Genomic DNA, 17,716 nt, shown 5'->3' with positions numbered 1-17,716 from the left:
GTCCGTTCAAAAAATGAACGTGTAGATACAGACGAAGAACGCCGTGAAGCTCATGGCGAAGAGCTTCAGGTCGCCGTCATCCTCCCTGCGGCGCACCTGCGCGCGTACGTGCGGAAGATTGGCCCGGAAGGGGTGGCTTCGGCTGGCGCCGGTCAGGATGAGTTCGCGTCGCATTGCGGCAAGTTAACGCGCCGTTTACGATTCCGGCTATCCCTAAAGGATCGTTAACGGCTGTGCCGATGCGGGACGCGCGGAGGAGCGCGCCAACCTTCACCGGGCAAAGAAAAGGCCGGCAGCGCAATGCGCTCCGGCCTGTTTCTTCAAAGGGATGGTGGAGCCGAGGGGGATCGAACCCCTGACCTCTGCAATGCCATTGCGATGCCGGAGGCTCCCGCACAGAGCGGCGGCGCGGCGCGCAGGGGGAAATTGGCGGAACGTCCAGCGAACATCCGGCAATCCGCGATACCAGCGCGATACCAACTTACCAGCGCCGCCGCTTCTTTGCCGCTGATCGATTGCGGTGAAAGAAACCCGAGACCACCGCCGTCGCATCATCGCCGCCCAGGCGCGGGCGCGTCGCAGTCACGATCAGGCAATCGCGCGCGCCGCATGTGCGGCACGGGAACTTTGCCCGCGCGTCATCGAGCGCATCCGACAGCCCGCGCAGATCGAAGTGCATCCATATGATCGCGTCGATCCGCCCTGCCCGCTGACAGTGGTAGCACCACAGACGCAGGTCGAACCCAGCCTCATCGATCTCCCGTATTGTTCGGAAGCGCCGCCCGGGCGTCACGCCCCCCACATCGGCCCGTCGGGGTCAGCGTAAACCTCGCCATCTGCAGGATCCCCACCAACAGGTCGCGGCGGCGGGAGCGTCGGTGCCCCGCCACCGAAACGAACGCGAATATAGGCCGCGGTGGCACCCCGCGCCTGGAACACCGCCTCCCATACCTCGCCAGCACGCAGCTTCGCCCCGATCCATGGCGCCCGCTCGGCTGTCAGGTAGCCGAGCTGGATGCCCCGGACAGTGAACACCGCCACGGCGTGGGGATCATGTTCGTTCGTCGGCTCCGGCCGCAGATCGACCAGCTCGCCCGGTTCGCAGATCAGCATTTCGAACCGGCGATCCGAGCCGCTTTCGTCAGCGTTCGCATAGTCGATGCCGACGACGGCAAGGCTCAATTCGCGCTGATCCATGGCCAATCCCTATCGAGAACGAAGAGGGAACATGCTAACACGATGGTCGTTCGATTCGGCAAGAGGCAATTTGATGCGACCGAACCCAGCCTACCGCGCGGCCTATCTCTGGCTGCCCCCACGCGACACCATCCGCGAGACCGCGATCGAGCGCGGCGAATCGCTTGCCGCGATGTCGCGCCTGCTGGGCAAGCATTCGTCATATCTGCAGCGCTACGTCGAGCATGGCGTGCCCGCCCGCCTCACAGCGACCGACCGCGACCGGCTTGAGCGCTATCTCGCGCTACCGGCCGGGGAGCTATGCGAGGATGCGGAGGAGTATCGCGCGATCAGGGACGCGGCGGCGAAGCGGGACACCAGACCGGCACCGCGTCGCCCTGGCTGCGGTGCGTCGCGCAGATCAGGCGCACGAGCTGGAGCCGCAGCGCCCCAGCCACGTCAATAAGATCGACCTGCGAGCGCGTTGCGTCCGCGCCGCTTTGCGAACCGTCAGGGCTGCGGCGGACCTTCGGGACTTCCGGCGGCTTCGCCAGCAGATTGCCCGGGATCGTTGCCGTTGGCGATGTCGACCGCGCGGTCGAGTGCCCGCACCCCGTCAGGAGCATTGCAGCGATTGATATAGACAGGCTCGCCCGGAATGACGCGCTCGATTTCACGATAGACCTCCTTCGTCTGGGTGGAGCGCTCGACCTCGGCGGCCTGCCCGGCCGTCTCGCCTTGAACGACATCACCCTCTCGCCGCTTGCGCTCTTCCTCCACTGCCCGATCGGCGCGCGCCTGCGCAGCTTGCTCGATCGCCGCCCCATCCGACCGGCCATAGAAATAGCCGCCCACGGATCCTGCCACGCCGAGCAGCGCGACCCCGCCGAGGATGTAGCCCTGGATCATCGTTCGCCCTCTATGGCGGCGGCTGGGGCGCTATCCTCGCCGCCCTCCGCCGATGCATCGAAGCTGCCCGCCTTGATCTTCCACGCGCGCCGCCCAAGGACGAAGCCGAAGCTGGTCAACACGACACCGATCAGGGCGAGCGCACCAACCCCCAGCCAGCCGAGCCACTGGATACGAGCGGGCGCGACGGCGGCAGGCCAGTCTTCCCACGCGAGCGCCCACAGAACCGCGCCGGCATAGGCAGTGCAGGCGATCCCGCCCCCTGCAAGAAACACCAGCGCCAGCAGCATGCGCCAGTCGCGGGGAGGCCAGCCCGGGAGGCTCAAGACGCCAGCTCGAAATGCGGCCCGTCGATGAACGCCGTCTTGCCCAGCTTGCGGCGACGCGAGACGTAGGCGTTGACCGCCATCTCCATGACCTTTGGATCAGCCGGAAAGCTTGCAAAGTCGCGGTCCCAGACGCCACCCCAGATCAGTTTGATCGGTGCCTTGCCGACCTCCGCCCGCTTCGCATTTACGATGTCGAGCGCCTGGCGCACCGCGGCGGCGATGACAAAGATCGGCTTCCACTCCCAGCGCAGCTTGCCATTGATGAACGGAACCAGATCGACCGCATGGCCGAACCCATCCGCCTGGCGCTTATGCTTGCTGTTGAGCGTCTTCGACACGCCGCGCGCGACATAGTCGACCTGCTCCACATCGGTACGCAGACCGTCATGGACGCTGAAATCCTGTGCGGTGATCGCGATCGCTTCATGGACCAGCATCTCGATCGCGGGATGCACGCCAGTCAGTTCCTTGCGCGACGTCGCGCCCAGTGCATAAGTCATCGTTCACCTCCTTCGGTCGGCAAGCGCGCACCCGAATCCATGCGCTGCATTTCATTGATGATCGCGCCACGGGCATCGGCCAGCCGACGCATCCGGTTCAGAAAGGCCGTCGCCCGCCGCTCGGCCGCGCGTTCTTCCTCTGCGCCCTCGGCGTTCAACAGAGCATGGATATGGTCCAGCGCCTCCTCGAAATGCGCCAGCCGGGCATGCAACGCCCGCAGCTCGTCCGCCTCTTCGCGCGCCGCCGCCAGCTCCAGCCGCACCGCCGCCATCTCTTCGCGCGCCACGGTGAGCATCTGGATGGTCAACGTGTCGCGATGCTTGTCCACATCGGCATTGGTCCGCGCCCGCGCCTTCAGCCAGCCGAAGCCATGCTGTGCGATCAGGACGCCGCCACTGCCGAATAGCCCGGCGATCAGCTCGTTTACCCCGATCATTCCGGCGATCCGAACACCATCGGGTCATAGGCAAAGGCGAGCCGCAAGCGCAGCTCGACCCGGCCATCCGACAGGTCGGGCAAGTCCCCCTCGATCCACCGCCGATGCGCCGCCGTGGCGCGCTCGATCGCGGCCTCGACCGCCGCCGCATCGTCCGATCCGACCAGGTTGAACGCCAGCCGCGCCTGATCGCTCAAGCCCTGCGCCAGCAGCTCCGCGTGCTGCGGTTCGATCATGTCAGCGTCCCCCCTGCGGCAATCCATGCCGCGACCATCATTTCCTCGACGGGTGCCGCCACCAGCCGGTCATTGCCGGTGCCGTTGAAGTGCAGGCCCTGCAGAATGTCCGCCTCGAAATACCATCCGGCGGCGTGCATGGTTGCGTAACCGATCTTGGCTTCCCAAGCGCGAAGATCGAACACCTTCGCCCCGCCATTCTGTGCAATCGCGCTCTGCGCCATCGCATAGGCACGGTCGCGCGCATCGGGCGCCAGCTGCGGCGCGAACGTCATGTGCGTCATCGCGATCACGTCCGCGATGGCCTTGGCTTTCGCGATCTGCGCGGCGACGGCGGCGCGATAGGTGGCCATGGCCACGCTGTTAATCGAGCTGTTCCCGTGGTCGGGCGTCAGCAGCGTCAGCGGCCCGCCCAGCGCGCGCGGCAACTCCCACAGGGAGTTCGTCACGCTGGTATCGGTCGCCAGCGTCGATGCAGTCGCGCCGGAAATGGCACCGTTGACGATCTGGATGCGCCCCGGCGTCTTGTCGATGGCCATGTGCAGAAACACGTCGGCACCGATCGCCGTAATCGTCCAGGTCGCGGCGGCATCGGCGGTAAACGTCTTGGCGGCGAGCGCCAAGGCACCATCGGTTGAAACCGTCGCCGAACCGCCACCATCGGGCGCGATCGGACCGCTTCCTGTGGACACCTGATAGCTGCCATTGCCCGGCCCGGTAGTGGTCCAGACTTGCAGCTTGGTCAGCGTCGTCGAGAATGCGAGCGGCAGCGACGTTCCGGCGGGGATGCGGGTGATCGCGTTGGACGGGTGCAGCCCGACACCGCTCGGAGCCCCGCCGGTATAGGTCGCACGCGGGTCATAGGCGTTCGTGCCACCGGTCCATGGTGTCCCGTTCGTGCCGGTGAAGCTGTTCGTATACACCGGCATCCCGCGTGCAAATAGCCGCGCCGCCAGTGCGAGCGGCCAGCTTGTCGACCGCACCGGCACCCCCGCCGCCGCCGAATTGCCCAGCACAAAAATCGGAAGCACTTCGGTCGCCGGGTTGGCCAGCAGCAGCGCCATGCGCGCGACCGTCTCGGGCATGTCGCGCTTGGCGTCGAACCCGGTCGGCATCATGTCGGCCAGCGTCGGAAGGCGGATCGGGGAGTAGCGGCGGTACAGCTCTTCGCGGCTCACCAGCGCCGCCGTATTGGCGAACGCGATCCGGCTGATCGCGCCGTTCAGGCTATCCTGCCCATAGATATCGCTGTTGTATCGCGCGCCCAGGCAGATAGTCGCCCGCGACAGCCCGGCCGCCAGCGTGTGCGCGGCTTCGCGCTCGCGCCGATCGCCCATCGCATAGCGCAGCGTCGCGGCGTCCCAGCTGAATGCCAAACGCGGCGGCGTCGCATCGGCAAAGGTGCGCGACCCCAGCGTCACGCTGATAAATTCGACCGTATCGTAATAGGTCAGCGACGCCGGACCGGATGCGAAGAACACCGGGTAATTGGCCATGCCCAGGATCGTGTTCTGCGCGCTGGTCGCCCGCACCGGTACGCGCGCGTCGATTTCCACGTAGCCCGCCGCCGCCTGAATAACGGCGGCCAGCGCTCCCGTTGCCTTCAGCTGGTCGGCATTGCGCACGCCGGTAGTCGGCATGAACGGCGTCGGCACCGACAGTGTGGGCAGCAGCGGATTATACTCGCACTGGATGCGTGTCGCCGCGCTCGTGCCCGACAGCGTGACCTTGATGTTGCCCGGCGTGGTGACGACGATGACCTGATAGCCGATATCGGCGAGCGTGCGCGACCCAAAGCCGGTCGCGGTCGCCGGGCTGGTATCGCCGGGCGCGGTCAGTGCCGTGCCCGCGCCTTTGCCCCAAACGATGTAACGCCCAGCGGACGGCGCGTTGAACGTAAAACTGCCATTGCCCGGATTGACGGGCGTGGGCGCAAGCTGCTCGGAAATCTGAAAGGACAGATAGCCGCGCGTCGGATGCCAAAGCGGTTCGTTGGCGGCGAACGTCGCATAGCTGGTGCGATCGTCCTCGAAGGTCAGGTCGGTCGTTCCCTGCGCGCGCACGCACGTAATCAGCCCGGCGGGCAATGGCGCGCGGGCAAGGTCGTAGATGGTGCTGATCTTGGGGACGAGCGTGCCATCCTCGGCAATCGCCGCCGCCCACCCGGTGCCGGTTCGGGCAAGGTAATTGAGCTTGCGGTCGGTCGAATATCCCCGGTCGCCGGTCACGCCCACATTATCCGGGGCCTCGCCCGTGAAGATCTGCAATGCCGAACCGGTCGGCACGTTGTTCAGAAGCGACGGCTTGGCGATCCGCCCCTCGACCTTCTCGACCGCGACGCCCGCCGTGTCGGTGTAGAAGCCGATATAATCGACATCGCCCCCTGTGGCATAGAACGATTCGCCGTTCGCCACGGCGGCGAGGCCCGCCGTCTTGGCATCGGCCAGCAACGGCGTGACGAAATACTTCCCCGCGACCAGCGCCGCCAGGATCAAATCCTTGGCAGATGTGGCAATCACCGCCTGCGCGGTCGCGACGGTCGCCTGCGCGCTGGCCACGGCCTGTTGCCCGCTCGCAATCCCCGCCTGCGTCGTCGCGATACCCGCCTGATCCCCCGCCTCGCCGGCATGGTCCGCCGCCTGCTCGACCAGCGCACCGACCTGCGCCGTCGCCTCGATCACCGCGCCCGCAAAGGCTGCCGCGCCATTCGGCACGCCGACCATCCGCCCGTCTACATTGCCCCAGACTTCGCCCTCGCCGGGCAATTCGGCGGGCAAGGGCTCTTCGCCACGCGGCACTACGACCGCGCGATCGACCCGCTCTTTGAGCACCACCGCCCGCATCGCGGCGCGATCGAACTCTGCGTTTAACGACTTGGGAGTGAAGGGCGCTTCGCCGCCCGGGTATTCGGTCCCCTGATCGAACAGCGGAGTGGCAGCGATGTAGAGGGGATAGCCAGCGGCTGGCGCGGCGGTGAACTGCACCGTGCCGCCCTGGACCGTGTTGACGGCAACATCATACAGCGACGGATCGACCGCATCCCAATCGTCGGGCGCGCCGCGATAGACCGTCAGGTCGCCCTTAGCGAGCGCGCGAAATTCGAACGCGAAGGACGTCGTCACCCCGTTCGGGGTGAACGGTCCCGCGACCACTCCATTTCCGACGGTGACTGCCATCAATCGCTCCAGGTGCCTGACAGCACCCGGCTACGCGCCCGACCCTATCGCGCCCGCGCAATGCACAGAGGGCGTTACTCCTCCTGATCCTTGATCTTGCCCTTGGTCAGGCCTTCCCACCATTCGGCGGCCGTCTCCGGGTTCTGCTCACCCTCTCCGACATCGACCAGGAACTGCACCGCCGACGCCACTTGCCCCGGCACCAACCCGGTCGCATAGCCCGCCGCTTCGAGTGCATTGCGGGTCGCGCGCTTCGTATCCTCGCCACGCGCGATCTTGCCCGCGTCGCCGCCCACATTGACGAACGTCTCGCCGACGCGCTGGATCGGCGACATGCTGTAGCCGAACGACGGACGCCCCTCCGCCGCCGCCCAGAGCGGCTCGCCGATGTCGCGCACGAACGGGATAGGGCCAAGCGACTGGAACAGCATCTTGCGGAACGCCCACCACCCCCAGTCCTCTTCCTCTTCCGGACCGCGCCCGGCGAGTAATTCGGCAAGCAGTGGAGGCACGACGATCAGCCACCAGGCGCGCGCGACCAGCCGCGGGGTCATCCGGTAATCGCGCTCACGCACGGCCGTCGCGACATCCCGCCCAAGCGTCCGCTGGCGCTGGTGAAAGGCCGACAGGTAGGAATAGAACATGGTGAAAAACTTCAGCGCCTCACCCCACTTGCCGTCCCCACGCGCCACAGCCGCCAGATCCTTGGCGCCGCTCGCACCCTGCGACACGCGCACCGCCTTGTCCGCAGCGAAGATCGCGTCGGCTTCTTCCATCCCGGCGGCAATCGCCTTGTTATAGGCACCCATCCAGGTCGGGATGACAACCGCCTGATCCATCAGACCGATGCCCATGAACATCGACCGCTTTGCCTGCGCGACGATGCCCGTTTGACCGCGCATCGCGTTGACCGAGCGCAACACGTCGCGGTCGAGCGTGTCCATGCGGTTTGCAATCTCGCCCGACCGGGCGCGCACAAAGGCCATCATCGCGGGCATGCGCACACCCTGGAAGGTCACGAACCGCGCCGCCGATCCGGTCAGCTGCGCTGCGAAGCGCGCAATCTCCGGCCCAACCCAGCGCATCCCGACATATTCGAAGCTGTTGGAGTACCCCGCCGCCTGCGTCATGATCGTGGAGACCCGCCACCCCATGCCGACCACCGTCGCGTTGGTGCGCATGCCATTGATGAACTTCGCGATCCCTTCATTGCCGGCACGCTCGCTCGCCCAGCTGTTCGCCACATGGCGCAGCCACGGCTTGAACTGCTTGCGGATCGCCGGGCCGAGCGACTGGTCGACCGCCTTCATCACCCGCTCTTCCCCAAGGAAGCGCCAGGCGTTGATCAGTGCCTCGCGATGCGTGACGTCATGGATCACCTCGCCCAGATGGCGATTGATGACCCCCAGCTGCAGCAGCAGCGGACGCTTGACCTTTTCCGACCGCTCCTTCGACGCTGATGCGCGGGTGGTGGCGCGGGTGTACTTGCCGTCGAGCAGGTCCGAAGCCTCCCCGCCGAACTGCTCGGCGGCATAGCTTTTGCCCGTGTCATAGACCGCCGGGTAATATCCCCCGCGGAACGTCCCGTGCGGCGTCTCCAGCGGCTTCGCCATCACCTTGTCAGGCTCGACCCCGTTCACCCGGCGCTCCATCGCCGCGATCTCCGGCCAGAGCGTATCGATGATGTCCCAGACGTTCTGCACGAACTGCCACTCGCTCGCCGACAATTCGCGGTTGAGCACGTCGCGTACCAGCGTTTCCGGCCAGCCATAGCCGTCGGTCAGGCGCTGGATGTTCCCCTCATTGCCCATGTTCAGCGCGACCGCGACCAGCTCGTGCCGGGTCAGCACCCACGGCTGGCCGGTTTCGCGGTTGAGCAGCTCGGTCACCTCGACCCGATCCTGCCACCGCTTCGCGACATCGGACGGCACTGCGGCAAAGGCATCGGCGATGCGCTTCATGTAATCCTGCAGCAACGCATTCTCGCGATCCTGCGCCGCCGCGATCGGTCGAAATGCGATCCGGTTGAAGATCCCGTTCGAATTGCCCCCGTCGAGCCAGTCGAACACCGTCTCCATCTTGAGCAGCGCCGCGTCTGCATTGGCGAGGCCGTCTTTCAGCTGATCGGCAAAGCCCGGCGTCATCAGGTTCGAAGGCGGCCGCTGCGGCAATTTCTCCGCCGCCTGGACCGCGTCGCTCACGATCGCCTCGAATTCGCGCTCCTCCTGCGCGTCGATCATCGTCTGCTTCATGCGGCCAAGGTTCATGATCTGGGCAACCGCATCGTCCAGGCCGAGCAGGTTCTCGACCGACAGCTTCGACCAGTGCGTTGTGCCGATCACCGCCTCGAACCGGGCGGGCACCACGATCTCCCGGCCTTCCGCCTCCTGCTGGCGCACCCACGCCTCGAACGCGCCCTGTCGCCGCAGCGACACCTGCGAGCGTTCGCGCAGCTCGACCGATTCGAGCATGGCCTGCGCCTGCTCCAGATAGTCCTGGTCGACGTTCTTCATGGTACGCCGCTTGGCGACCCGGCTCAACCGCTTGACCGCCTCATCCACCGCATCGGCGGCGGCCGTCGCCTCGCTGACCAGCGCGGTGTTGAGCATCTGCGCGCGCTTCTGGAAGAACGCCTCGTCGATATCGCCCTTGACCATCGCCTCTTCGGCCCGGCGCGCGGCCAGCCGCCCGGCCCGACGATACTGGTCGATGGCGCCGCGCGATGCGACATCCGCCACCTTGCCGCTGCGCACCTTGTCCGCCGCCCAGCGCTTGGCCACCTGATAAGCTGTAATCGCCTGGTTCGGATCACCCGCGCCGCGCCGGCGGCGCTCCAGCGCCCGCAGCTCCGCCGCCATCACCTCACCGGACCGGTCGCTATGGATGATCTCCCGCGCCTCGCGCTCGATCGTGCCGTCCGACAGTGGATCACCATAGCGGTCGCGCATGATCGCGTCGGTTTCATCCTCGACCACGGCGGCCCGCACACTCCGGCCGTCATTAGCCGCGCGCATTTCGCGGCGACGAACCTCCAGCCCCATCAGCGCGCGGATCATTGCGTCCGCCGTGTCGAACCCGCTCAGCTCGGCGATGCTGTCAGCCGCCGTTCCATTCTCCCCGACGATCGGCGGCACAGACTTGGGCATCAGCACCGGGGCATCGGCGCCATAATTCGCGATCAGCCAGTCGCGATCGATCCGCGCACCACCGCGCAGCATTGCCATCGCCTTGAACACCGGTCGGGCCGCGACCTCGGCGGTAACCGTCTCCAGCACCCCGGCCCGCTGATCCTGATACTCCTTGGTTCGCTTGGCGCGGACGCTAGCCATCACGCGATACAGCAACGCATCGCGCGCTTCGTCGCGCGCCTCGACGCTTGCCTGCTGCAGGGCGGCATATTCTATCGGCCCCATCCCTAACTGTTCGCGATCGAACGACAGGCGGATCGCCTCATCCTCCAGCGCCAGCCCGATTTCCATGTCGGTCGCGACCAGCCGCATCATCACATCACGGATCCGCCCATCGATCGGCGACCGCAGGTTCTGGACGACTTGATAGATGTTGAGCAGCCACGACCGAAACGCATCGAATGCCCGGCGCAAACCGATGGACGGGGCCTTCCCCTCCATCACGAACCGCTCGACGCCGCGCGCCCACATCTCGTGCGCTTCGACCGGGATCGTGCCGTCTTCGCCGATCGGATGGCCGTTGGTCGCAAACCACGCCTTCACCGTCTCCCAATCCGCGAACAGCTGGCGCGCTTCCTTGCTGCCCTCGCCCTCCACCGCACGGCCAGCATCCGCCTTCAGCTGCTCCAGCCAGTCATGTCCGGTCTCGTGCAGGAACGTCGAAAGGTCCGCCTTGGCGAACAGGTCGATCGTCCGCTGCTCCTGACCAAAGGTGATACGGCCCCGCGCGCCGCTCTCGAACGTCTGGTCGAACGACCGGGCCGCATCCTTGACCGCCCGGATGGCTGCCCTTACATCTTCGTTGAAGCCCGTCGGTCGGTTGTCCGCCGCTTGCGGCGGCACCTGCTCAATCCCGGTCTCGGCTGGGGCCAAGCCGACGGGCTTCACGTCTCCCGTTTCATCAACCTCAATCGCCTCGACCGTGTAGAGCACGTTCGGCGCGCGCGCCCCCTCGGTCTCTTTCACCGTGATCTTGACCGCGACCACCTCGCCATCGGCGGCGATCATCGGCGCGACAAAGCGATGGATGAACCGGGGCGCATCGCTCCGCGCGTCCGGCCGGGTTTCGTTGAGCAGGGCAGCCTGAAACAGCTGGTCGACATTGGCGACCGCAAGCGCATGGTCGTGCGGCGTCCGCGACTTCCGGGTCGCCGAGCCGCTGGTCATCTTGCGCAGCGAGTTGCGCGACAGCTGCGCCGCGATGCCCGTCGCCGCGTTGGTGAACTCGCCGCCCACAATCTCACTGACAGCACGGGTGGCTTCGTCCAGCGTCGTAGCAGGGCGACGCGGGCTCGCCTGATCTACCAGCTCCTGCTCATAGCTCCGGCCTTCCGTCGCCGCTGCCTGAAACCGCTGCACAAACGCGCGGATATCGCCATCGCTCGCGGTCGAAGCGTCGATGCCAGCCTCGTCGAGCAGCTGGGTCAGCTCATCCGCCATGTCGCGCAGACGGTCGGTCTCCGCATTCTCGGCGCGTCGGGGATTGCCGCGCAGCTCGTCACTGATCGCGTCGAGCAGCACCTGCGTGTCGGCGAGGTCCGCATCGGTCAGTGACTGCCCGTTCTGTTCGGTCCGCGCCAGTTCGGGGAAGAAGCCCGCTTCGATTGCCGCGCGCAGTGTTTCGTCGAGGCCAAAACGGTTGCCATCGCCAGCCGCGCCGCCGGCGAACATCGCGCCCTGCCCCGCCGCCGCACGGTCCCGGATCAGCTTGCGGCGCCCTGCGACCGTGGTGACGGTGGTTTCCTGCCCCTTGCGCTTGCCGCTCTTGATCGTCGCCTTGCGCGCGGTGTCGAGCAGATGCCAGCGATCACCGCCCATCGACGCGATGTCACCGCCGACATCGTCGATCCCGCCGCGTGCTGCGATCCACTCCAGCAGCGTCGGACCGCCCCGGCCAACCTGGCTGTCCCGCCCCCGTCGCAGCGCCTGAATGACCAGATCGAGATTATCGACCGACGCGATCGGCTTGAGCCCCTCGGGCAGCACGCGGTTGATGGTGAGCGACTGGGCTTCGTCGCCGCGCAGCGCCTCGCCCAGTCGCTCGGCGCGGGTGGCGGCCCGCGCGGTCCACAGCGCCGCATATTGCCGCGCGACATCGGGAGTGAAGCCCGCGTTGGTGAGCTTCGCCATCATCTCGCCGAACACCTGCTCGCGCGGCCCAGCCGCATCGCGCGCGGCACCCATCTCTTGCTCGATCGCACTGACCAGCTCTTCGACATCGCTTTCGCTTATCTCGCCGGCCTCGCGACGCGATTGCCCGCCTGGCGAAAACCGTGCTTCGTCGCGCAGCGCATCCCATGCGGGCGTGCCAGCCAGCCGCGCCGCGACCTCGGCGGTCGGCAATACGACATCGCCCCCCGAAGCGACCGCCTCGGCGATCGCATCCTCATACCCCGCCCAGAACTCGGCATCCTGATCGGTGCCGGACTGCAGGTACGTCGCAACCGCTTCACCGGGCAGGTACACATTCTCGACGGCCGTGTCTTCGGTGAGCCCCGACAGGAACAGCCGCAGCGCCTCGGGATCGCGCTGGCGCAGCTTGGTCCCCGCCGCCGCATCCATGATCGCGTCCATCTCGGCGCGCTCGCGCCCGACCAGTGCCTTGTCAGCGACCTTCCGAACGGCCGCGCGGACACCCGCCCCGGCCTCGATCCCGCCGCGAACGGTTGTTCCCATGAACCCGCCACCGATCAGACCGGCGAGCGACTGATCCAGCGCACCCTCCGCCTGCCATCCCTCTACGGTACCGAGCGTCCCGCCAGCATATTCTACGTTCGACTGTGCAACCTCGGTCGCGGCTTCCTTACCGCCAGCCTTGAGCACGCGCGTGACGACGTTCTTGCCCGCGGCGTCCAGAATGCCGAAAATGCCGGTGCGCTCCAGCCACATCGAAGCCACAGCCGCCGGCGTTGCGATTGCCACATCACCAAGGTTCGCGTCGGTGCGCCGATTGTTTTCCGCGCGCGACTGACCGATGCTTCCAGCCTGCGAAAGCACGAACAGCGGGGCACCTGCGACGGCAACAAAGGTCCCGGGCGCCGACTGCACCGTCGCCTCGGCACCGAAGGACAGGACATTGCCCACAGTCGGGTTGGCCTTCACCTCGCCAAGACTCGTCTCTCCCGGGATGGGCGCAGCTGCCACCATCTCATTACGCCGCGCCGACGCCTCAACGTGGTCCGCCCAGCCGTCCGCACCAATCGCACGGGAAAATGCCGCCTCGGTACGGCTAAGACCTGCATGCAGTGATGACAGACCGCGCTCGAGCAGCGCGCCAATACGACCGAACGGACCTTCCGCGCGGCGCTGCCCCTCGATCCGCCGCGCCAAAATCTGCTGCTCCGCCGCACTACCAAGGCGAACTCCAGGCTGCGCCGGTTGGGGGGGTATCCGCTGGGGGCGCGGCGGGTTTGCCCGGAGATAGTAACCCGTCCCGGCCAGCGGGTCCGCCTGCTTCCGCGGTGCGCCGACGCCCGGGAACGTCCCGCCCAACGGCACAGCAAGCCATGGAGCTTCCCCCGGCTGGGGTGCCGACCTTGCCGGGGTCGCAGCAGCGAGCTTGCGCAGCGCGCCGGCATCATCCAGCCCCGCCGCAGCGTTGCGGGGGTCGGCGAACCATTGCGACAGGTAAGTCGATTGCTTCATCTCGCGCACAGCGGTGCGGACCGTCGCTTCGCGATCAATCACCTTGATATTGCGCTCGACGGTCGACGCGGGAATGCCCAGATCGCGTGAATGCCGGTTTGCCTTGGCCGCGATCTCCGGATCCTGCGACGAAACCGCCAACGCAGCGGCGGCGCGCTGTTGCGCCTGGCGCCGCAGCAGAACATCGAGCGGGTCTTCACGCGAAGGCGGGGCAAGCAGCGCGTCTAGCGGATCGGTCTTCATCGCCAGAACCCCGGCCTTCCCTTGTTTTGCAGATAGATTTCGACCGTCTCATCCGGTCGGGGGAGACGCCGTCGCTCGCGCGCGAACGACTGCTCGATCCGCGCCTTGACGTCGTTTGGCACCCGGATCCCCAGCCGCGCCGGACCATCGACCTCATAGCGCCGGACCACCTGGTCACCCCGGTCGCGCACGATGACCTCCATCGTCGCGTGATCGAACGCCGCTTTCAGATCGTCGTCGGTCGGCTTTCGCTTCCCGCCCTCGGTCGCCCTCTCCAGATAGGCGCGCATGCTGTCTTGGATGCGGCCATAGGTGCGACGACCGTCTTCGTTCTTGCGATCGGTGACGTTCTTGCCCAGCCCGATGTCACCACCATAGAAGGTGATCGTGCGATCGATCTCGGCGCGGACATTCGCCGTCGTGCGCGCCTCGGCTGGCTTCGCGCGCATCCGCGCCTGATCGACCGCAAGACTTTCAAACTCTCCCGGCGTGAGCTGCGACCGGTATTGTCGCAGGTCGAGCGCCTTGAACGCCTCTTCGTCCCGCGCCGCCAGCACCTTGAGCGTGATCGCCGCATCGCCATTCGCCTCGACTTCCTTCGGCTTGGTATTGCGGGCGATCTCATCCTCGATCTGCATCCGCGCGCGCGAACTCATCCGCGAGCGGATGCTCGCCGGGATCTGCTCGATCGATGTGATCTGATTGTTTGGAAGACCGTCGATCGCATCCCACGCCTGGCGGTCGGCCTCGTCTTCGCGCCGCCGGATCAGCTTTTCATCCTGATCCACCCTGTTCTCGACCCACTGCTTCGCCCGGGCTCGCCGCTCCGGCGACCACCCCCCCTCGTCCGCGCGGCGATCGACTTCGGCCAGCGCAGCGCCCAGGTCATGCCGCTGCGGTTCCTGCTGCGGACCACGGCTCCGCGCCTCTAGCGGATTGACCGCCTTGCCGCCGACCAGCCGCTGCCAGTGCAGATGCGGACCGCTCGACCGCCCGGTGCTGCCCACCGTGCCGACCACGGTATCGGCGGTGACCCGGTCGCCATCCTTCACCCTGACCGCGTCCAAATGCATGTATTTGTCGACAGTCCCGTCGCCATAGTCGATCGTGACGATGTTTCCGCCCTTGGCGCTGCTGGACACGCGCACGGTGCCAACCCGTTCCGGCTTGATCGGCGTGCCGCGCGCGGCGGGAATGTCCACCGCGTTATGCGCTCCATAATCCCGCGCCGCGCCATAGCCCCCGCCGTTGACCGGCATGCGACCCGCTCCGCCAAGCGGATCATGCGGCGAGGAGCTGGCGCCCGCCTCGGTGCCCGTCTCCGCGCGCAGGATGCCGACAGTATCCCCCTCAGTCTGCCGTCGCTCCAGCGGATCGCGCAGGGCACGGTTGATCTGCGCTTCATCGTCAGCCGCGATCTCGCCCTTGTTCGCTTCCAGATAGGCAAGCGCCCCGTCGACATTGTCGGCATCGACCATATCGAGAGCGACGCGGCGATGGATGCCCGACGCGAATTTGAGCGCCTCGACCTTGAGCACATCCTCGCCGACCCCCTTGCGCTCGCCCAGCTTGCGCAATTCAGCAACGCCAGTGTCGATGTGCATGCGCCGCTCGACCGGATCGCTCGCCGCCATGGCGGCCTCCGCCGACGCGGTCTGGCGCGACACGCTCGCCGTCTCCCACGCCACGCCGATCTGCTTGACCGAATGCGCCTCCATCTGACCGGCCGCCAAAGCAAGCCGATGGTCGAGCACATCGCCGAGCATGCGTTGCATCCGGGGGGTTGGCGCGCGCTTGAGGAACTCGTCCCGCTGTTCGATCAGTCGCTTCTTTGCCCCGTCCAGCGCTTCGGCGCTCGCCTTCTCACCCTGCAGCGCCGTGAACTCGGTCAGCGACTTCTGGATCAGCGGGATCGCCTCGGCGTCGAGCGCCTTGGACCCGGCCTCATCCTGCTCTTCCAGCAAGCGATCCTGTGCCTGCGCAACCTGCATGCCCGTCTGCCCGAGCTGCTGCAGGCCGCGGCCAAGGCCTCCAAGTGCGCCGCCGCCATTATCTACGGGACGGATGCGCTCGCGCGAGACGGGGGCAAGGCCGACTGAAGGACCTTGGATGATCGGAACACGGGCCATGCATCGACAGTATTTCACTTTGACAGCAAGCATCAGCCCGATGCACAGTCACATGATGCGTCACCATGACGCGGAGGAATGAAATGATCCCGTTGGCGTTGGCTGTAGCTGCGAGCTTTAACCTCGTATGCGTCGGAACGCAGGATACGATCCAATTTGGGAAAACGGTCGAAACGGACAAGCCTGTCCGCTCGACGTTTAGCATCGACCTCGAAGCCAAGCGATTCTGCTTTGAAGGGTGCGAACAAACGCTGCCTATTGCATCGGTTTCCGAAACTGAAATAGTCCTGCAGCGGACAACCATTCCCAAAGATAAAGCTAGCTTCGAACGCACCGTTAATCGCGAGAGCGGCGAGATGTATGCGCGCATAGAAATCGCAGGAGTCGCGCTCGTCACCTACAGTCGGTGCGAAGCCAAACCATTCACGGGTTTTCCGGTGAAAAAATTCTAGGCCGATTGGTCAAGCATCGCCGTCAGTATACGCCGCACCGCTTCCGGCCGCGTCGGCGCGTCAGGCTGCTCCGAAATCCATGTATCGAGCGCGGCCAGCTGTTCAGGTAGCAGCTTGACCATAACCGCTGTTCGGCCCGTCGAAGGCCGGCCGCGCTTTTTTTGGGTTCCCGATATTGCGGTCATGGTTTATATCAGGTATCTGAAAAACGAGCCGAACGGAAGCTGCAACTTCCGCCCGGCTCTGACCGCAACGTCTCAATATGGGAGAACGTCATGGCTGCCGTCGCGCCTATCATGCGCTCTGCGCAATCTCAAACCCCTGCAACCTCCGCGCTCAATCAGCGCTTCGACGATCTGCATGCTCATCTAGCCGCAGTGGCTGGCGTGCTTGAATTACTGTCCCACCAGCCGGCATTCGAGGAACCTCTCAATGGAAGCGCGCTCGATGGTGCAATCCGACTGATGGAGGGTGGTGTGGCCGCATTGGAAGCGGTCCGAGGATTTGTCCTGGAGATCGCCAATGTCCACTGACCTCACCGCCGCCCCGCAGACCATGAGCAGCCGCGAAATCGCCGAGCTCTGCGATGCGCGGCACAATGATGTAGTCGCGACCATACGACGGTTGTTCGACCAAGGGGTTTTACGAGAAAGTCGTAAAACTCCCCGCCCCCACTCCCCGGAGGGTGGTGGCCGCCCAACCGAAGTCTACGACCTGACCAAGCGCGACACCCTTGTTGTCGTGTCGGGTTACAACGCCGACCTCCGCGCCCGCATCATCGACCGCTGGCAGGAGTTGGAGGCGCAGGCCGCGCAATCCGCGGACCCCGTCGCCATGCTGAACGACCCGGCCGCGATGCGCGGGATCCTGCTCTCCTACACCGAGAAGGTGCTCGAACTTCAAGGCGAGGTCGAAGAGATGCGCCCACAGGTGCAGGCACTGGAGCGGATCGCCGCGTCGGAAGGTTCAATGTGCATCACCGACGCCGCGAAAACCCTGCAAGTCCAGCCCAAGGCGCTGTTCACTTTCCTTCGAGCCCATCACTGGATTTACACCCGTCAGGCGAGCAACGACTATATCGCCTATCAGTCCAAGCTCCAGACCGGGTTGCTGGAGCATAAGACCACGGTAGTGACCCGATCGGATGGAAGCGAAAAGACGACGACGCAGGTGCGGGTGACGCCGAAGGGACTAACCCGACTGGCTAAGGAATTCCCGCCGTTTCTGACCGCCGCATAGGCTCGCCGGGCCGACGCAGCGCATGGAGGGCGGCGGGCAACCGTCGCCCTTTTTGCG

At 65.9% G+C, this 17,716-nt stretch carries 15 protein-coding genes; 4 read left to right on the top strand and 11 right to left on the bottom strand.

From position 1 onward, the window contains the following. Positions 1 to 6: 6 nt before the first annotated feature. From AX681_RS22290 to AX681_RS03080, 3 genes are all read right to left on the bottom strand, one after another. On the bottom strand, positions 7 to 174 hold the full coding sequence (locus AX681_RS22290) for a hypothetical protein (protein ID WP_197424221.1): 168 nt from the start codon (positions 172 to 174) through the stop codon (positions 7 to 9). Between the two features lie 307 nt (positions 175 to 481). Then, positions 482 to 793 carry a hypothetical protein gene (locus AX681_RS22285; protein ID WP_197424220.1) on the bottom strand — a complete coding sequence of 104 codons (312 nt, stop codon included), beginning with the start codon at positions 791 to 793 and terminating at the stop codon, positions 482 to 484. Next, entirely contained in the window at positions 790 to 1,197 is a 408-nt protein-coding gene (locus AX681_RS03080; RefSeq protein ID WP_066681774.1) for an HIRAN domain-containing protein, read from the bottom strand. The genes AX681_RS22285 and AX681_RS03080 overlap by 4 nt, the downstream gene beginning before the upstream one ends. Before the next feature lie 73 nt (positions 1,198 to 1,270). Here AX681_RS03080 and AX681_RS03075 point away from each other — a divergent pair, with 73 nt between their 5' ends. Continuing rightward, complete coding sequence (locus AX681_RS03075) at positions 1,271 to 1,642, top strand: hypothetical protein (protein WP_066681772.1); 372 nt, start codon at positions 1,271 to 1,273, stop codon at positions 1,640 to 1,642. Positions 1,643 to 1,686: 44 nt separating this feature from the next. On the opposite strand, the gene AX681_RS03070 is transcribed toward AX681_RS03075, so the two are convergent. The 8 genes from AX681_RS03070 to AX681_RS03035 form a co-directional block, all read right to left on the bottom strand. Further along, complete coding sequence (locus tag AX681_RS03070; RefSeq protein ID WP_066681770.1) at positions 1,687 to 2,085, bottom strand: hypothetical protein; 399 nt, start codon at positions 2,083 to 2,085, stop codon at positions 1,687 to 1,689. Further along, positions 2,082 to 2,411 (bottom strand): hypothetical protein, encoded by a 330-nt coding sequence (locus AX681_RS03065; RefSeq protein WP_197424219.1) that lies wholly within the window; start codon positions 2,409 to 2,411, stop codon positions 2,082 to 2,084. The genes AX681_RS03070 and AX681_RS03065 overlap by 4 nt, the downstream gene beginning before the upstream one ends. After that, positions 2,408 to 2,914, bottom strand: a complete 507-nt coding sequence (locus AX681_RS03060; protein ID WP_066681758.1) for an endolysin — start codon at positions 2,912 to 2,914, stop codon at positions 2,408 to 2,410. Before AX681_RS03060 ends, AX681_RS03065 begins: the two co-directional genes overlap by 4 nt. Then, on the bottom strand, positions 2,911 to 3,351 hold the full coding sequence (locus AX681_RS03055) for a hypothetical protein (RefSeq protein WP_066681757.1): 441 nt from the start codon (positions 3,349 to 3,351) through the stop codon (positions 2,911 to 2,913). Before AX681_RS03055 ends, AX681_RS03060 begins: the two co-directional genes overlap by 4 nt. Beyond that, positions 3,348 to 3,587, bottom strand: coding sequence for a hypothetical protein (locus AX681_RS03050; RefSeq protein WP_066681755.1), 240 nt, complete (start codon positions 3,585 to 3,587; stop codon positions 3,348 to 3,350). Before AX681_RS03050 ends, AX681_RS03055 begins: the two co-directional genes overlap by 4 nt. Next, positions 3,584 to 6,763 carry a hypothetical protein gene (locus tag AX681_RS03045; RefSeq protein WP_156456022.1) on the bottom strand — a complete coding sequence of 1,060 codons (3,180 nt, stop codon included), beginning with the start codon at positions 6,761 to 6,763 and terminating at the stop codon, positions 3,584 to 3,586. The genes AX681_RS03050 and AX681_RS03045 overlap by 4 nt, the downstream gene beginning before the upstream one ends. 74 nt (positions 6,764 to 6,837) lie before the next feature. Next, entirely contained in the window at positions 6,838 to 13,839 is a 7,002-nt protein-coding gene (locus tag AX681_RS03040) for a hypothetical protein (protein WP_066681750.1), read from the bottom strand. After that, complete coding sequence (locus AX681_RS03035; protein ID WP_197424218.1) at positions 13,836 to 15,968, bottom strand: M23 family metallopeptidase; 2,133 nt, start codon at positions 15,966 to 15,968, stop codon at positions 13,836 to 13,838. The genes AX681_RS03040 and AX681_RS03035 overlap by 4 nt, the downstream gene beginning before the upstream one ends. Positions 15,969 to 16,051: 83 nt before the next feature. Here AX681_RS03035 and AX681_RS03030 point away from each other — a divergent pair, with 83 nt between their 5' ends. The 3 genes from AX681_RS03030 (at position 16,052) to AX681_RS03020 (ending at position 17,659) form a co-directional block, all read left to right on the top strand. Further along, positions 16,052 to 16,420 (top strand): hypothetical protein, encoded by a 369-nt coding sequence (locus AX681_RS03030; protein WP_066681744.1) that lies wholly within the window; start codon positions 16,052 to 16,054, stop codon positions 16,418 to 16,420. Positions 16,421 to 16,695: 275 nt separating this feature from the next. Beyond that, a complete protein-coding gene (locus tag AX681_RS21760) occupies positions 16,696 to 16,953 on the top strand; it encodes a hypothetical protein (protein ID WP_156456020.1) in 258 nt (85 codons plus the stop codon). Beyond that, positions 16,943 to 17,659 carry a phage antirepressor KilAC domain-containing protein gene (locus AX681_RS03020; protein WP_066681738.1) on the top strand — a complete coding sequence of 239 codons (717 nt, stop codon included), beginning with the start codon at positions 16,943 to 16,945 and terminating at the stop codon, positions 17,657 to 17,659. The genes AX681_RS21760 and AX681_RS03020 overlap by 11 nt, the downstream gene beginning before the upstream one ends. Positions 17,660 to 17,716 lie beyond the last annotated feature (57 nt).

Origin of the sequence: Sphingomonas sp. CCH9-E2, assembly GCF_001557215.1 — a bacterium.
Classification (GTDB): domain Bacteria; phylum Pseudomonadota; class Alphaproteobacteria; order Sphingomonadales; family Sphingomonadaceae; genus Sphingomonas.
Note: the sequence above shows the minus strand (reverse complement) of the source record. Positions and strands in the feature narration are given on the sequence as shown.

Coding starts and splice junctions, on each gene's coding strand:
- AX681_RS22290 (WP_197424221.1), bottom strand. CDS start 174: ATGCGACGCGAACTCATCCTGACCGGCGCCAGCCGAAGCCACCCCTTC.
- AX681_RS03080 (WP_066681774.1), bottom strand. CDS start 1,197: ATGGATCAGCGCGAATTGAGCCTTGCCGTCGTCGGCATCGACTATGCG.
- AX681_RS03075 (WP_066681772.1), top strand. CDS start 1,271: ATGCGACCGAACCCAGCCTACCGCGCGGCCTATCTCTGGCTGCCCCCA.
- AX681_RS03070 (WP_066681770.1), bottom strand. CDS start 2,085: ATGATCCAGGGCTACATCCTCGGCGGGGTCGCGCTGCTCGGCGTGGCA.
- AX681_RS03060 (WP_066681758.1), bottom strand. CDS start 2,914: ATGACTTATGCACTGGGCGCGACGTCGCGCAAGGAACTGACTGGCGTG.
- AX681_RS03055 (WP_066681757.1), bottom strand. CDS start 3,351: ATGATCGGGGTAAACGAGCTGATCGCCGGGCTATTCGGCAGTGGCGGC.
- AX681_RS03050 (WP_066681755.1), bottom strand. CDS start 3,587: ATGATCGAACCGCAGCACGCGGAGCTGCTGGCGCAGGGCTTGAGCGAT.
- AX681_RS03045 (WP_156456022.1), bottom strand. CDS start 6,763: ATGGCAGTCACCGTCGGAAATGGAGTGGTCGCGGGACCGTTCACCCCG.
- AX681_RS03040 (WP_066681750.1), bottom strand. CDS start 13,839: ATGAAGACCGATCCGCTAGACGCGCTGCTTGCCCCGCCTTCGCGTGAA.
- AX681_RS03035 (WP_197424218.1), bottom strand. CDS start 15,968: ATGGCCCGTGTTCCGATCATCCAAGGTCCTTCAGTCGGCCTTGCCCCC.
- AX681_RS03030 (WP_066681744.1), top strand. CDS start 16,052: ATGATCCCGTTGGCGTTGGCTGTAGCTGCGAGCTTTAACCTCGTATGC.
- AX681_RS21760 (WP_156456020.1), top strand. CDS start 16,696: ATGGCTGCCGTCGCGCCTATCATGCGCTCTGCGCAATCTCAAACCCCT.
- AX681_RS03020 (WP_066681738.1), top strand. CDS start 16,943: ATGTCCACTGACCTCACCGCCGCCCCGCAGACCATGAGCAGCCGCGAA.